General features: G+C 73.5%; 13 protein-coding genes. 8 read left to right on the top strand and 5 right to left on the bottom strand.

From position 1 onward, the window contains the following. Window positions 1-201 precede the first annotated feature (201 nt). From DEJ43_RS05300 to metK, 5 genes are all read left to right on the top strand, one after another. A complete protein-coding gene (locus DEJ43_RS05300; RefSeq protein ID WP_015032285.1) occupies window positions 202-525 on the top strand; it encodes an integration host factor in 324 nt (107 codons plus the stop codon). A gap of 97 nt (window positions 526-622) precedes the next feature. Continuing rightward, window positions 623-1,195 carry a guanylate kinase gene (gene gmk, locus DEJ43_RS05295; RefSeq protein ID WP_015032284.1) on the top strand — a complete coding sequence of 191 codons (573 nt, stop codon included), beginning with the start codon at window positions 623-625 and terminating at the stop codon, window positions 1,193-1,195. A 64-nt stretch (window positions 1,196-1,259) separates the two neighbouring features. Next, a complete protein-coding gene (gene rpoZ / locus DEJ43_RS05290; RefSeq protein WP_005319902.1) occupies window positions 1,260-1,532 on the top strand; it encodes a DNA-directed RNA polymerase subunit omega in 273 nt (90 codons plus the stop codon). 96 nt (window positions 1,533-1,628) lie between these two features. Next, the gene (gene coaBC / locus DEJ43_RS05285; protein WP_041663668.1) at window positions 1,629-2,840 is read left to right on the top strand and encodes a bifunctional phosphopantothenoylcysteine decarboxylase/phosphopantothenate--cysteine ligase CoaBC; all 1,212 of its coding nucleotides are present in this window, start codon (window positions 1,629-1,631) and stop codon (window positions 2,838-2,840) included. Window positions 2,841-3,185: 345 nt separating this feature from the next. After that, window positions 3,186-4,394, top strand: coding sequence for a methionine adenosyltransferase (gene metK / locus DEJ43_RS05280; RefSeq protein WP_015032282.1), 1,209 nt, complete (start codon window positions 3,186-3,188; stop codon window positions 4,392-4,394). A 75-nt stretch (window positions 4,395-4,469) separates the two neighbouring features. Here the strand turns inward: metK and DEJ43_RS05275 are convergent, their stop codons facing one another. From DEJ43_RS05275 to DEJ43_RS05260, 4 genes are read right to left on the bottom strand one after another with little or no spacing between them, the layout of a single operon-like run. Then, window positions 4,470-5,618 (bottom strand): hypothetical protein, encoded by a 1,149-nt coding sequence (locus DEJ43_RS05275; RefSeq protein WP_015032281.1) that lies wholly within the window; start codon window positions 5,616-5,618, stop codon window positions 4,470-4,472. Window positions 5,619-5,639: 21 nt separating this feature from the next. Beyond that, a complete protein-coding gene (locus tag DEJ43_RS05270; RefSeq protein WP_015032280.1) occupies window positions 5,640-7,577 on the bottom strand; it encodes a molybdopterin-binding domain-containing protein in 1,938 nt (645 codons plus the stop codon). Beyond that, entirely contained in the window at window positions 7,574-8,320 is a 747-nt protein-coding gene (locus DEJ43_RS05265) for a toll/interleukin-1 receptor domain-containing protein (RefSeq protein WP_015032279.1), read from the bottom strand. The genes DEJ43_RS05270 and DEJ43_RS05265 overlap by 4 nt, the downstream gene beginning before the upstream one ends. Continuing rightward, the gene (locus tag DEJ43_RS05260) at window positions 8,313-9,677 is read right to left on the bottom strand and encodes a helix-turn-helix domain-containing protein (protein WP_051026021.1); all 1,365 of its coding nucleotides are present in this window, start codon (window positions 9,675-9,677) and stop codon (window positions 8,313-8,315) included. Before DEJ43_RS05260 ends, DEJ43_RS05265 begins: the two co-directional genes overlap by 8 nt. 191 nt (window positions 9,678-9,868) lie before the next feature. Here DEJ43_RS05260 and DEJ43_RS05255 point away from each other — a divergent pair, with 191 nt between their 5' ends. Then, window positions 9,869-12,007, top strand: coding sequence for a primosomal protein N' (locus DEJ43_RS05255; RefSeq protein WP_015032277.1), 2,139 nt, complete (start codon window positions 9,869-9,871; stop codon window positions 12,005-12,007). 87 nt (window positions 12,008-12,094) lie between these two features. Here the strand turns inward: DEJ43_RS05255 and DEJ43_RS05250 are convergent, their stop codons facing one another. Next, the gene (locus DEJ43_RS05250; RefSeq protein WP_015032276.1) at window positions 12,095-12,613 is read right to left on the bottom strand and encodes a hypothetical protein; all 519 of its coding nucleotides are present in this window, start codon (window positions 12,611-12,613) and stop codon (window positions 12,095-12,097) included. Window positions 12,614-12,840: 227 nt separating this feature from the next. Between DEJ43_RS05250 and fmt the strand changes: the two genes are divergently transcribed. After that, window positions 12,841-13,773: a methionyl-tRNA formyltransferase gene (fmt, locus tag DEJ43_RS05245; RefSeq protein ID WP_015032275.1), complete on the top strand. Its 933-nt coding sequence runs from the start codon at window positions 12,841-12,843 to the stop codon at window positions 13,771-13,773. A 136-nt stretch (window positions 13,774-13,909) separates the two neighbouring features. After that, complete coding sequence (locus DEJ43_RS05240) at window positions 13,910-15,322, top strand: RsmB/NOP family class I SAM-dependent RNA methyltransferase (protein WP_015032274.1); 1,413 nt, start codon at window positions 13,910-13,912, stop codon at window positions 15,320-15,322. Window positions 15,323-15,352 lie beyond the last annotated feature (30 nt).

Below are 15,352 nucleotides of genomic sequence, written 5' to 3'. Positions count from 1 at the left end.
TTATGCCGGAAAAGTCCCGGTCGGTCGATGCTGACCAGGACTTTTCCGCTGTTCTCGCTGACTGGAGCGGCCTCGGCCGCTAGTCTCCGGGGCAGAGCAGGCGTTCAACGACCACTCCGTTGAGCGTTGCTCCACTGGTGTGGGGCGCGAGGTTCCTCACCGGTCCGTATCCGACAGATCGACATCCGAGGTGACGTAGGCGTGGCTCTTCCGCCCCTTACCCCTGAACAGCGCGCAGCCGCGCTCGAAAAGGCCGCCGCGGCTCGCCGGGAGCGGGCCGAGGTCAAGAATCGACTCAAGCACTCCGGCGCTTCCCTCCACGACGTGATCAAGAGCGGCCAGGAGAACGACGTCATCGGCAAGATGAAGGTCTCCGCGCTGCTCGAGTCCCTGCCCGGCGTGGGCAAGGTCCGCGCCAAGCAGATCATGGAGCGTCTCGGCATCTCCGAGAGCCGCCGGGTCCGCGGTCTCGGCTCCAACCAGATCGCCTCCCTGGAGCGCGAGTTCGGCAGCACCGGCGCCTGACCCGGCGACCGGTCCCGCTGCCGGCCCGGCGACCGGTCCGGCCGCCGATCCGGGGCATGCGTCCCGGGCACACCGGTAAAGCTGGAATAATCGCCACATGGCAGCAGAGGTACGTCCGCGGCTGACCGTGCTCTCCGGCCCCTCAGGGGTCGGCAAGAGCACGGTCGTCGCGCATATGCGCAAGGTCCACCCCGAGGTCTGGCTCTCGGTGTCCGCGACGACACGGAAGCCCCGCCCCGGCGAGAAGCACGGCGTCCACTACTTCTTCGTGACGGACGACGAGTTCGACAAGCTGATCGCCAACGGTGAGCTCCTCGAATGGGCCGAGTTCGCGGGCAACCGCTACGGCACCCCGCGCGGCGCGGTCCTCGACCGCCTGGACTCCGGCGAACCCGTCCTCCTGGAGATCGACCTCCAGGGCGCCCGCCAGGTGAAGGACTCGATGCCCGAGTCCCAGCTGGTCTTCCTGGCCCCGCCGAGCTGGGAGGAACTGGTCCGCCGCCTCACCGGCCGCGGCACCGAGTCGCCGGAGGTCATCGAGCGCCGTCTGTCGGCCGCGAAGGTCGAGCTGGCGGCCGAGTCGGAGTTCGACACCACCCTTGTCAACACCTCCGTCGAGGACGTAGCACGTGAGCTGCTAACGTTGATGCTGTTGACTTCTGGGGAATGATCCACTGATTCCCCCGGACACCCAACGGCTGTCCGATCCTTTTTCCATCTTCGGAAGGTAGAGCGTGTCCTCTTCCATCACCGCGCCCGAGGGCATCATCAACCCGCCGATCGACGAGCTGCTCGAGGCCACGGACTCGAAGTACAGCCTCGTGATCTACGCGGCCAAGCGCGCGCGTCAGATCAACGCGTACTACTCCCAGCTCGGCGAGGGCCTGCTGGAGTACGTGGGTCCGCTGGTCGACACCCACGTCCACGAGAAGCCGCTCTCGATCGCCCTGCGCGAGATCAACGCGGGCCTGCTGACGTCCGAGGCCATCGAGGGCCCGGCGCAGTAAGCACGTAACGTTCGTCACTCCAGGCCCGGCGGAACATCCGCCGGGCCTGTGGTGTCTCATGGAGTCGTACGCATCCGAGTGCGGGGAGTGGCAGTGGTGACGAAGCCGAAGGTCGTTCTGGGGGTCAGCGGGGGCATCGCCGCCTACAAGGCGTGCGAACTGCTGCGGCGACTGACCGAGTCGGGCCACGACGTCCGGGTCGTGCCCACCGACTCCGCCCTCCACTTCGTCGGCGCCGCCACCTGGTCGGCCCTCTCCGGCAACCCGGTCTCCACCGAGGTGTGGGAGTCCGTCCACGAGGTGCCGCACGTGCGGATCGGACAGGCGGCCGACCTCGTCGTCGTCGCCCCGGCCACCGCCGACATGCTGGCCAAGGCCGCCCACGGCCTCGCGGACGACCTGCTCACCAACACGCTGCTCACCGCCCGCTGTCCGGTGGTCTTCGCCCCCGCCATGCACACCGAGATGTGGGAGCACCCCGCCACCCAGGAGAACGTGGCGACCCTGCGCCGCCGCGGCGCCGTCGTCATCGAGCCCGCCGTCGGCCGCCTCACCGGCGTCGACACCGGCAAGGGCCGGCTCCCCGACCCGGCGGAGATCTTCGAGATCTGCCGGCGGATCCTCACCCGGGGCACCGCCGCCCCCGACCTCACCGGACGCCATGTCGTGGTCAGCGCGGGCGGCACCCGTGAGCCCCTCGACCCCGTCCGCTACCTGGGCAACCGCTCCTCCGGGAAGCAGGGGTACGCGCTCGCGCGGGCCGCCGCCGCCCGGGGCGCGCGGGTCACCCTCGTCGAGGCGAACACCGGCATCCCCGACCCGGCCGGCGTCGACGTCGTCCACGTCGGCACCGCCGTCCAGCTCCGCGAGGCCGTGCTCAAGGCCGTCTCCGACGCCGACGCGGTGGTGATGGCGGCCGCCGTCGCCGACTTCCGCCCGGCCGTCTACGCCACCGGGAAGATCAAGAAGAAGGACGACGGCGGAGCGCCGACCGTCGAGCTGGTCCGCAACCCCGACATCCTGGCCGAGATCTCCGCCGACCGCGCCCTGCCGGGCCAGGTCGTGGTGGGCTTCGCCGCCGAGACCGACGACGTGCTGGCCCACGGGCGCGAGAAGCTCCGCCGCAAGGGCTGCGACCTCCTCGTCGTCAACGAGGTGGGGGAGCGCAAGACCTTCGGCTCCGAGGAGAACGAGGCCGTCGTCCTCGCCTCGGACGGCGCCGAGACCCCCGTACCGTACGGTCCGAAGGAAGCGCTCGCCGAAACGGTCTGGGACCTGGTCGTGCCCCGGCTGCGCGCCACGACCTGACGGATGCGGCGCGCCCGCCGCGCGGCGGGTTCCGCCGGGGCGGACGCGCGGCGGGCGGTGGTTCGGCCGAGCGGGGCGACAGCCGGATTTCGCCGTGTTGTGGGCCGTTGGGAGGACGCCGGAAGCGGGAAAACGCCTCCTCCCGAGTGATTTACGCCCTACCGGAGGAACCGCGTCCGCCTTGCCGGAGGCCGGTTTCGCGCGCACCCCGGCATTCGCCAGGCGAGACACCTGGTCCACAACACGACCACGACCGATAGACTGTTCGTGGAACGTCGCGGGGCGCAGCCCCCTGCCGGTCCGCGTCACGAGTAGCCAGCAGCCGCTGCAACCCCAGGGAGCGTTGTGTCCCGTCGTCTGTTCACCTCGGAGTCCGTCACCGAGGGACACCCCGACAAGATCGCTGACCAGATCAGCGACACCATTCTCGACGCGCTGCTGCGTGAGGACCCCACCTCGCGCGTCGCCGTCGAGACGCTGATCACCACCGGCCTGGTGCACGTCGCCGGTGAGGTCACCACCAAGGCGTGGGCGGACATCCCGACCCTCGTCCGGAACAAGATCCTCGAGATCGGCTACGACTCCTCGAAGAAGGGCTTCGACGGCGCCTCCTGCGGCGTGTCGGTGTCCATCGGGTCTCAGTCCCCGGACATCGCGCAGGGTGTCGACACGGCGTACGAGCAGCGTGTCGAGGGTGACGAGGACGAGCTCGACAAGCAGGGCGCCGGCGACCAGGGCCTGATGTTCGGCTACGCGTCGGACGAGACCCCCGAGCTGATGCCGCTGCCGATCCACCTCGCGCACCGGCTCTCCCGCCGGCTGACCGAGGTCCGCAAGAACGGGACCATCCCGTACCTGCGCCCCGACGGCAAGACCCAGGTCACCATCGAGTACGACGGCGACAAGGCCGTCCGCCTCGACACCGTCGTCGTCTCCTCGCAGCACGCCTCCGACATCGACCTGGAGTCGCTGCTCGCGCCCGACATCCGCGAGTTCGTCGTCGAGCACGTGCTCAAGCAGCTCGTCGAGGACGGCATCAAGCTCGACACCGACGGCTACCGCCTCCTGGTGAACCCGACCGGCCGCTTCGAGATCGGCGGCCCGATGGGCGACGCCGGCCTCACCGGCCGCAAGATCATCATCGACACCTACGGCGGCATGGCCCGCCACGGTGGCGGCGCGTTCTCCGGCAAGGACCCGTCCAAGGTCGACCGCTCCGCCGCCTACGCCATGCGCTGGGTCGCCAAGAACGTCGTCGCCGCGGGCCTCGCCTCGCGCTGCGAGGTCCAGGTCGCGTACGCCATCGGCAAGGCCGAGCCCGTCGGCCTCTTCGTCGAGACCTTCGGCACCAACAGCGTCGACAACGAGAAGATCGAGAACGCCATCGCCGAGGTCTTCGACCTCCGCCCGGCCGCGATCATCCGCGACCTCGACCTGCTCCGCCCGATCTACTCCCAGACCGCCGCCTACGGCCACTTCGGCCGCGAGCTGCCGGACTTCACCTGGGAGCGCACCGACCGCGTAGACGCCCTCAAGCAGGCCGCAGGCCTGTAACGAGCCCGCCCGCACGCGACCGAAGCCCGGCACCCCTGGGGGGCGCCGGGCTTCGGCACGTCACGGGCGACCCGTCTACGGCGCGTGGCCCTCCCCGGGGGCCTCGTCGGCGGCGTTGCCGGGCTCGAACGGCTCGAAGAGGCTGGACGGGTCTGTCGGGTCGGCCTGGTCTGACGGATCGGTGTGCGGGAACTCCCACGCGTCGACGATCCGGGTCAGCACGTCGGTGCCCTCGATCCCCGTCGCCTTCGCGGCCTCCGCCACGCGGCGGGCGAACAGGAGCTTCCTCGGGTCGTCCTCGGCGACGCCCGCGGACCGCATCAACCCGGTGAGGTGATGGGCGAGGGTCTCAGCCGGGTCCACCGGTCCCTCCGGTTCCTCGGGTTGTCGCGGTGTCTCTCGGAGGCTCCGACCGTCGTCGAGCCGCGCCGTGTCGCCGAGGTAGGGATGGAGTCGTTCGGGCACGGGCTCGTCGTTGGCGACCGCCGTCAGCTGGGCGAGCAGCCCGATGTCCGCCACCGCCCGGTCGACCTGGTCGTTGTTCTTCGCCAGCCACCACACGACCGCGCTGCCCGTGGAGCTCAGGACGTCCTTCCCGAGGTAGCTCCGCTTGCTCTGCTCGTATTTGCGCTCGTGCTCCCACACCGTCTCGTTCTTGCGGACCGTCGCGAGCTTGTCCAGCCGCTCCTGGTCCTCCTCGGAGAGGACCACCTCCACGTGGTCCGCCATGGCGCGGACGCGGCCGGTCGGGTCGGGAAGCATCGTGGCCAGCTCGCCGCTGAGCTGGTGCTGCACCAGGCCGGCCCGGTGCGGCAACTGGGCGGCGGTGATCTCAGCGGCCCGCTGCAGAACGGCGTCCAGGGCGAGGCCCGCGTAGCTGACCTCGGGCGCGCCGTGCGGGGCGTCGGAGGGAACCCAGCGGACGACCGCGGTGAAGAGGAAGTCGTAGTCGGCGGCCCGGCTGGGCAGGGCCACCTCGCGGACGATCTTCTCCCAGCGCTCGACCGGAGGGATGGGCAGATCGGGCTCCAGTGTGTACTCGGGCGGGATCAGGGGTCTGCGTCGCCGCGCCGAGAGCAGCGGCAGCCCGGCGACGGCCGCCAGCACGCAGAGGGCGAGCGGCCAGACCCATGACGGCCATCCGACGCAGAGGCCGAGGATCACGACGATCAGGCTGCCGATGACGGTGAGGAACGCCGACATGGTCTTGTGTCCAGAACTCACGGTGAAGGCTCCGAGCGCGTGTCAGAAGGAGGACGGAACGGTCTTGAAGCCCTGCGCGGCATCGATCTTCCGCCGCAGCCGCTGGGCGTAACGGTGCCGCAGGGACAGGGTGTACAGCCGTGCCAGGGCGGCTGGGCTGGGCTCGGCGGCTCGGACCAGGAGGTCGAGCAGGATGTCCTGGTGGGCGGCGGTCCGGCCGGCGGCGGTCATCCACTCCTCCGCGAGGGGCAGCCACTCCGTCTCGGGCCGGTGGGCGAGGAGGGCGCGCCAGGCGCCGGCGACGTGGACGCGGAGGCCTTGTGCCTCCAGGACGGGTCTGCCGTCCGTGGCCGGTGCGAGGAGCAGCCCGGGGGCCGCGCAGGCGCGGAAGAGCGAGACGTCAGCCAACCACCGGTGGCGGGATAGATCGTCGGCCAGGCGTACGAGCAGCAACCGGTGCAGTCGGGGTTCGGCCAGCGCCAGTGTCAGGAGCCGGACCCGGGCACCGTCCTCCCCGTCCGGGGCACGGCGCGCCAGGTGGTGCAGGCGTACGAGCGCCTGGTCCGGATGGGTGGAGGCGATGACCTCGGCCGACACGCTGACCAGGGCGCCGGCGAGACCGGACGGGACACGGGCGTCCGTGGCCCAGTCGTACACCCGCTGGCGGAACGTCCGCCCAGCCCCCGCGTCGCTCAGTCCGTGCCCCAGGATCTGGATCGCGGCCTGGACGAGGCGGGGCGGGCCGTCGCCCGCCCACTCCTGGGCGAGAGCCAGAAGCGGCTCGTACTGCCCGGCCGCCAGGCACTGCTCGGCGCAGCAGGCGATGAGCGTGTCCCGCTCGTACGAGGTGAGGTCTAGAAGCCGTACGGAACGGTCCACCCAGGCGCGGAAGGCCGGACGCATCCCGGGAAGATGCCTCCAGAAATGGGTGCGGACGGCGGCCGCGTAGTCGGCGGTCTCGAACGCGACCGTCCCGTCGTCACGCGGGAAGGCCCTGATCGACACGAAGCGCTGCGCCAAGTCCTCCTGTTCCAGGAGGGGGCGGTGGTCCTCCGGGTGCCCGACCTCCTTCAGGAGCTCCTCGCTCGCCGCGTGGAGCGCCTCCGGGCGGGTGCCCGACAGCATCGCCGTGGTGAACAGCAGGGCACGCGCGCGGCCGTCGCTCAGGTCACCGAACGCGCTCGCCGCGCGGGCGGCGAGGTCGTGGAGGTCGGCGAGCGCGGCGGCGCACCAGGAGGCCGCCGACCCGCGCGGGGCGGAACGACGGGCCTCGCCGAGGAGCCGGGCGAGGCGCGCCACCTCGCCCATGGGGCGGTCGCCCGTCACGCGCGCGTGGAGCTGTCCGGTGAGCTCCTCGATGTGCTCCGCCAGCGGGAAGTCGTCGCACCGCAGCGCCAGCGAGAGCACGACCCAGCCGGACGGTCTGACGATGGTCCGCCGGTGGGCGGCGAGCTCGTTGCTCAGTCTGGTGGTGCCGTGCGGGACGATCACCACCAGACGGGCCCCGCGCTCCTGTACGACCTGATGGAGGGCGGGCAGCCTGTCGTGAGCTGCCTCCCAGCGGTCGGGTCCGGCGTCCGCGAGGTCGAGCAGCAGGCGGTCGCCCTCTCCCAGGTACGAGCCGTCGAGTTCCGCGTCGGCGTCCTGTCGGTCGACGGTGATCGTGCGGGGGACACGGGGCCCCGGGGTGCGATGGAGGAGTACGCGGGCCGTCGCGTTCCGTCCGCTGCCGGGGGCGCCGTCGAGGAGCAGGGTGCCGGTCGTCGACAGGACATCCTGGGCGTCGGTCATGCCGAAAGGGGGGACGAAGCGACGGTCGAGCCACCGGAGGTGATCGGCGGCGAGCGGACGCAAGGGGGGAGCACCGGGCGGCGCCACGTCGTGGAAGTAGTTCTGGGTGAGGTGGTTGTGCTGGTCACCGGTTCCGGTGTTGAGGGGGCCCGTGGAACCCTGCACCCCGGTCCAGGTCGATTCGCTCATCGCCGGCCGGCCTCGTCCCCTCCCGCGCGGCCGAACCGGTGCGAGATCCCGCCGTGGTTGTCCCCGGCGACGTACGCGGAGCCGTCCCCGGTCAGGTGGGGCTGATGGACGATGTGGTTCTGCTGGTTTCCCGTGCCGGTGTGGACGGGACCGGTCGGGTTGGTGACGACCGTGCCGATGTCGCCGACCCGCCCGGCCTGGACGCTGAAGCCGTTGTTGTCGCCGGTGAGCGAGGCGCGCGGGGCGTTCGTCGGCTCCTCCGCGGGGCTTTCCTTCCTGGCGTCCCGCTCGGCCAGCCGGGAAATGAGCAGGGCCAACTCGTCCCCGATAGCTTCCAAGTCCTTGTGGTAGCTGGACGAGGCGATGCGCAGCGACTGGAGCTCCGCCAGGTGACGGAGCGCGGGCGGCAGCGCCTCACGGTCAAGCCGTCCCATCTGCCGTCCGCTCATCACCGGGATGACGCGGACGCCGTGGTGCCAGGCCTCCAGGATCTCCCTGCGGACCCAGTCGTCCTCCTCCCGGAGGCCCGGGTGGGAGACCCACGACGGGCCGATGACCGCGAGAAGCACGGTGCTCCGGCGCACATGAGCGAGCAGCTCCTCGGAGAAGGCGTCTCCGGGGCGGATCGTCCGGCCGGCGAAGAAGACCGCGTCCTCACCGAAGCGCCGGGAGAGACCCTCGGACAGCAGGGCGGCGGTCTCGTTTCCGTCACCGGTGCGGTAGTTGACGAAGATCTCAGACACGGGGTGCTTCCTCTCGGTCGTGGACGAGGTGGGCGGACGGGTGCAGGGCGGCTGCCAGCCGGGGCGAGAGCGCCCGTACGGCGTCGTTCTTCGGGTGCCGGGCCAGAACACGCGAGAGGCGGCGGACGTCGACGCGGATCGTCGCGGAGGCGAGCGCCTCGCCTTCCGCGAGGAGGGGGCGCGCGAGGGCGCAGGCGTGGTCGATCTCGCCGGACAGGGCGTACGCGAGGGCCCGGCGGGCTCCGTAACGGACCCTGCTGCGGAGGGCGTGGTGCGGGAGCCGGGCCACTTCCCGGTCGAGCGCCTCCGCCGCCTGCCGGGGAAGGCCGAGGTCGAGCAGGCACCAGCCGGCCGTCATGGCGGCCGGGTCGTCCACGTGCGTGGTGCCGAAGGCGGCTGTCTCGGACGCGTCGGCGTCCGCGGCGCGGGCCAGCAGGTCCCGGGCCCGTTCCAGGGCGCGGAAGCATGCGTCGCGGTCGCCGCGCAGCGCGTGCCCCTGGGCCTCGCGTTGTGCGGCGAGACCGCGGATGCGCGGCGGTAATCGAAGGCCCTGGGCTCCTTGCGCGGCCTCGACGGTGGCTCCGGCATCGCCGCCGTAGAGCGTGATCAGCCCCCGGCGCACGAGCGCGTATGCGGCCAGGTCGCGATCGCCCGCGGCGTCCGCGAGGCCCACGGCGTGGGCGGTCCACTCCAGCGCCCCCGCGTCGTCGCCGCTCTCCTGGGCCATCCAGCCGGTGAACTCGGCGTAGCGCGAGGTCAGCAGAAGCAGTCTCTGCCGCGTGCGCCCGCCCGTATTCAGTGCCAGCGACGGCAGGGCCCGCGTCTGCGCGGCCAGAGCGGGCAGCACGACCGAGGCGGGCGCCGTCTGGCCCAGCCGCCGGAACTCGTGGAACAGTGCCTCGACCCCCTGGTGGACGGTCGATCCGTACACGTCCGCCGCCGAGTCCACCGTGACGGGGGCAGGGCCGGGCGCCGGGCCCGTACCCAGGGGGAGGACCGACGGCGCCCCGAGGCCCAGGGCCGGAACCGCCCCGAGGCCGAGAGCCGATGCCGCACCGGCCGTCATCACCTGACGCCGGGTCGGCCGCGACCCGCCGGTCGCCGACGCGGACCCGCCACCGCGCGCCGCGCCACCAGGAGCGGTGCCGGCCGGACCGCCCGGCGCAAGGGCGCTCAGCTCCCCGCCCGCCCCCAGCACCGCGTCGCACAGCCTCGCGAGCTCGGGCGAGGGCCGCTGCCGACCCGTCTCGACCTTGCTGAGCTGTCCCTTGCTGTAGTGCACGCGCGCCGCGAGATCGTCCAGTGTCATCCCCGCCGCGAGGCGCCTGCGGCGCAGCTCCGGGCCGAAATTGGTCATCCCCTCCACCTTCACTCCGTCCTCGCTCCCCGTGACAGCCTCGGTCCGGCGGTGATACCGCCACAAGGCGGCCGGAGCTGTTTCACGTTTCCACTTGCGCAGGTGGGAGCGACAGAGAGCGCATTCGGCCACTCGATGGCCGGTCTCGCACGCTGTGACCGTTGTCCGAGGCGTCTGGTAGGTATGGGGCTGTGAGCAGCGAGAACGAGAGGTCCGTGGAGTCCGGGGAGCCCGAGCAGCTCGCGCTCATCCGGGAGACCGTGCGGAAGGCGAAGGTGCCGCGGGCCAAGCCGCGGACCTGGCGGGGGGCCGCGCTGGCCAAGGAGCTGCCCGTCGCGCGGGTCGTGGTGAACAAGGGATCGCTCCATCTCGACCAGTTCTTCGACTACGCGGTCCCCGAGGAACTCGACGAGGCGGCGCGGCCCGGGGTGCGGGTGCGGGTGCGGTTCGGTGCGGGGGCGCACCAGGTCAAGAACGGGCGGCGCGAGGGCGGGCGGCTCATCGACGGATTCCTCGTCGAGCGGCGGGCCACCTCCGACTACTCCGGGCCGCTCGCCGCCCTCGCCGACGTCGTCTCCCCGGAGCCGGTGCTCGGACCCGAGCTGCTCGGCCTCGCCCGGGCCGTCGCCGACCGGTACGCCGGAAGCCTCGCCGACGTCCTCCAGCTCGCCGTGCCGCCGCGCAGCGCCCGCGCCGAGGGGCGCCCCTCGCCGGAACCGCTGCCGCCGCCCCCCGCGCCCGAGCCCGGGACGTGGACGCGGTACGAGAGGGGGCCCGCGTTCCTCGACTCGCTCGCGCGCGGCGGCGCGCCCCGGGCCGTGTGGAACGCGCTGCCCGGACCCCACTGGGCCGAGGAGATCGCCCGCGCCGTGGCCGCGACCCTCGCCTCCGGGCGCGGCGCGCTCGTCGTCGTCCCCGACGGGCGGGCCGCAGGTCGGGTCGACGCCGCGCTCACCGCCGTCCTGGGGGAGGGGCGGCACGCCCTGCTCACCGCCGAGGCAGGCCCCGAGAAGCGGTACGCCCAGTGGCTCGCCGTCCGCCGCGGCGCCGTGCGCGCCGTGGTCGGCACCCGGGCCGCGATGTTCGCCCCCGTCCGCGACCTCGGACTCGTCGTCATCTGGGACGACGGCGACGGCAGCCACAGCGAGCTGCACGCACCCCAGCCCCACGCGCGCGAGGTGCTGCTGCTGCGCGCCGCCCACGACCGGTGCGGCTTCCTCCTCGGCAGCACCAGCTGCACCGTCGAGGCCGCCCAGCTCGTCGAGTCCGGCTGGGCGAAGGCGCTCGCCGCCGGACGCGAGCAGGTCCGCAGGGCCGCGCCCCTGATCCGTACCGTCGGCGACGGCGAACTCGCCCGCGACGAGGCCGCGCGCGCCGCCCGGCTGCCCTCCCTCGCCTGGCAGACCGTACGGGAAGGGCTCAAGACCGGGCCGGTCCTCGTCCAGGTGCCCCGCCGGGGATACGTACCGAGGCTGGCCTGCGAGCGGTGCCGCACGCCCGCCCGCTGCCGCCACTGCGCCGGGCCCCTGGAAGCCCCCGAACAGCAGGAGCTGCACTGCGGCTGGTGCGGGCGCGGCGCCGCCGACTGGCACTGCGTGGAGTGCGGCTCGACCCGGCTGCGGGCCCAGGTGGTCGGCGCGCGGCGGACGGCGGAGGAGCTCGGCCGGGCGTTCCCGGCGGTGCCGGTGCGGACCTCCGGCCGGGACCACGTCCTGGACAGCGTGCCGGGGCGCCCCGCGCTCGTCGTCTCCACCCCCGGTGCCGAACCCGTCGCCGAGGGCGGCTACGCGGCCGCGCTGCTCCTCGACGGCTGGGCCATGCTCGGCCGGCCCGATCTGCGTGCCGGCGAGGAGGCCCTGCGCCGCTGGATCGACGCGGCCTCCCTCGTCCGGGGGCAGCCGGACGGCGGCACCGTCGTCGTGGTCGCCGAGCCGACGCTCCGTCCCGTCCAGGCCCTCGTCCGCTGGGACCCCGTCGGGCACGCCCAGCGGGAGCTCGCCGAGCGGGCCGAGCTGGGGTTCCCGCCGGTCTCCCGGATGGCCGCCGTGACCGGTCCGCCCGAGGCCGTCGAAGGGTTTCTCGCGGGGGCCGGGCTGCCCGCCGACGCCGAGGTGCTCGGCCCGGTGCCGCTGTCCGTGGTACGCCCCGGGGGCCCGCGCCGTCCCGGCGACCCGCCGCCCGGCGAGCAGTGGGAGCGGGCGCTGGTCCGCGTCCCGCCGGGCAGCGGGGCGGCGCTCGCGGCGGCACTGAAGCAGGCCCGGGCGGGGCGGCTCGCGCGGGGCGGCGGCGATCCGGTTCGGATCAGGGTCGATCCGCCCGACATCGGCTGACGCCGCTGACGTGCTCCCGCCCCCCCCGCACGAGACGGCCGCCCGTCCCCGGTGCGGGGCGGGCGGCCGGCGGGTGGTGCGGCGGGGTCAGCCGTTGCGAGGGGCCGGGAAGGCCGAGGGGCGGGGGTCCTCGCGCAGGGTGGCGCTGCCCGACGTGGGCTGCGGGGGCATCGAGCGGGCGGCCGGGACCGAGGGGAGCGTGCGCGGCGCGCTCGGCTCCACGATCGGGTCCTGGTCGACGGGGACGCCCGGCTGGGTCGCGCGGCGGGCGCCGTAGCGGCGGTGGACGGCCTGCTTGGTGACTCCGAGCGCGGAGCCCACCGCGTCCCAGGAGAATCCCAGCGAGCGGTCGAAGTCGACCGCCGCGGTCACCAGGGTCTCGACACTGTCCCGCAGCTCCTGCGCGAGACGGACGGTCGGGGCGGGCGCCCGCCCGTAGACGACGAAGCCCGTGGACGGGCCGGAGCGGCGAGGGCGGTAGACATTGCCCAGCTGGGCCGTGAGCGTGCGCAGTGCGTCCACCTGCCGCCGGACCCGCTCGATGTCCCGCACCAGCAGGTGCAGACTCGCCCGAGCCTGGGCGTCGTGGGTTGCGTGGTCGGCCATGTGAAAGCCTCTCGAACCGGCATGTAAGGGGGGAGGGCCGCAGGGGGAACGGCGACCCGATTCGGTCAATCTCTCTTGACCAACGCGCCACCGGGAGTTGGGTCACGCTGCGGGGGCGTACACGCATATGCGCGGGGCGCTCGGCCTTCCGTACGCCCCCTCCGTTCGGGGCGCCTAGACTGGTGCGCTGCCCGTAAAGCCCCCGGAGAGACAGGCAGTCGCCATCCATGAAGCTCGTCTTCGCAGGCACCCCCGAGGTCGCCGTACCCGCCCTGGACGCCCTGCTCGCCTCCGGCCGGCACGAGGTGGCCGCCGTCGTCACCCGGCCGGACGCTCCCGCCGGGCGCGGACGGCGGCTGGTCGCCAGCCCGGTGGCCCAGCGGGCGGAGGAGGCCGGGATCGAGGTCCTGAAGCCGGCCAGGCCCCGTGACGAGGACTTCCTCGCCCGGCTGCGGGAGATCGCCCCGGACTGCTGCCCGGTCGTCGCGTACGGCGCGCTGCTGCCCAAGGTGGCCCTCGACATCCCCGCCCGCGGCTGGGTCAACCTGCACTTCTCGCTGCTGCCGGCCTGGCGGGGCGCCGCGCCCGTGCAGCACTCCCTGATGGCGGGCGACCAGGTGACGGGCGCGTCCACCTTCCTCATCGAGGAGGGCCTGGACTCGGGCCCCGTCTACGGCGTCGTCACCGAGGACATCCGGCCCACCGACACCAGCGGCGACCTGCTGACCCGGCTCGCCTTCGCGGGCGCCGGGCTGCTCGCCGCGACCATGGACGGCATCGAGGACGGCACCCTCAAGGCGGTGCCGCAGCCGATCGAGGGGATCACCCTCGCCCCGAAGATCCAGGTCGAGGACGCCCAGGTCGACTTCGCCGCCCCCGCGCTCCGGGTGGACCGGGTGGTCCGCGGCTGCACCCCCGCCCCCGGTGCCTGGACCCTCTTCCGCGGCGAGCGCCTGAAGCTGATCCAGGTCACCCCGCTCCCGGACCGCACCGACCTCGCTCCGGGCGAGCTCGCGGCGGGCAAGAACAACGTGTACGCCGGCACCGGTTCGTACGCCGTGGAGCTCCTCTGGGTCCAGCCCCAGGGCAAGAAGCCGATGAAGGCCGCCGACTGGGCCCGCGGGGTACGCATCGCGCCGGGCGAGCTCCTCGGGGTCTGAGCCCCCGCACGAGCCGGGGCGCCGGACGGGAAGCGCGGGCCGGGCGCGGGCCGAGCACGGGCCCGGGCGCGGGACGGGGCGCGGCGGACGTAGGCTTGGGGGGTTCGACCTCGTCATTTCGTCATGCGGAGCACCTTTGAGCGAGCAGGCACGTCGCCGTCCCCACAAGCCCTACCGGCGGCCCCAGAAGGACCCCGTCCGGATGCTCGCCTTCGAGGCGCTCAGGGCGGTGGACGAGCGGGACGCCTACGCGAACCTGGTGCTGCCGCCGCTGCTCAGGAAGGCCCGGGAGAAGGGCGACTTTGATGGGCGGGACGCGGCCCTCGCGACCGAGCTGGTGTACGGGACGCTCCGCCGCCAGGGCACGTACGACGCGATCATCTCCGCCTGCGTCGACCGGCCTCTGCGCGAGGTCGACCCGCCCGTGCTCGACGTGCTCGCCCTCGGCGCGCACCAGCTGCTCGGCACCCGCATCCCCACCCACGCCGCCGTCTCGGCCAGCGTCGAGCTGGCCCGCGTGGTGCTGGGCGACGGGCGGGCCAAGTTCGTGAACGCGGTGCTGCGGAAGATCTCGCAGCAGGACCTCGACGCCTGGGTGGCGCAGGTCGCCCCGCCGTACGACGAGGACCCCGAGGACCACCTGGCCGTCGTCCACTCGCACCCCCGCTGGGTCGTCTCGGCGCTCTGGGACTCCCTCGGCGGCGGCCGTGCCGGCATCGAGGACCTCCTGGAGGCGGACAACGAACGGCCCGAGGTCACCCTCGTCGCCCGCCCCGGCCGCTCCACCACCGACGAGCTCGCCGAGGCCACCGAGACCCTGCCGGGCCGCTGGTCGCCGTACGCCCTCCGGATGGCGGAGGGCGGCGAGCCCGGTGCCATCGAGGCCGTCAAGGACGGGCGGGCGGGCGTCCAGGACGAGGGCAGCCAGCTCGTCGCGATCGCCCTCGCCAACGCCCCGGTCGAGGGTTCCGACGCCCGCTGGCTCGACGGCTGCGCCGGCCCCGGCGGCAAGGCGGCGCTGCTCGCCGCCCTCGCCTCCGAGCGCGGCGCCGCGCTGCTCGCCTCCGAGAAGCAGCCCCACCGCGCCCGCCTCGTGGAGCGCGCCCTGGCCGGCAACCCCGGCCCGTACCAGGTGATCGCCGCCGACGGCACCCGTCCGCCGTGGCGCCCCGGCTCCTTCGACCGGGTCCTCATGGACGTGCCCTGCTCGGGCCTCGGCGCCCTGCGCCGCCGCCCGGAGGCCCGGTGGCGCCGCCGCCCCGAGGACCTGGACGGCTTCGCCCCGCTCCAGCGCGCCCTGCTGACGGAGGCGCTGAGCGCCGTCCGCGTCGGCGGTGTCGTCGGGTACGCGACCTGCTCGCCGCATCTGGCCGAGACCCGGGTCGTCGTCGACGACGTCCTGAAGAAGGTCGGCGGCGCCGAGCTGATCGACGCCCGCCCGCTGCTGCCGGGCGTCCCGGCGCTCGGCGACGGACCGGACGTCCAGCTGTGGCCGCATCTGCACGGCACGGACGCCATGTACCTGGCACTGCTGCGCCGGACCGCGTGAGCGGCGGGGCGGCCGCGGCGGCCCGGGACG

Source organism: Streptomyces venezuelae ATCC 10712, assembly GCF_008639165.1.
GTDB lineage: Bacteria > Actinomycetota > Actinomycetes > Streptomycetales > Streptomycetaceae > Streptomyces > Streptomyces venezuelae.
This window is presented reverse-complemented; position numbering and strand designations above follow the sequence as displayed.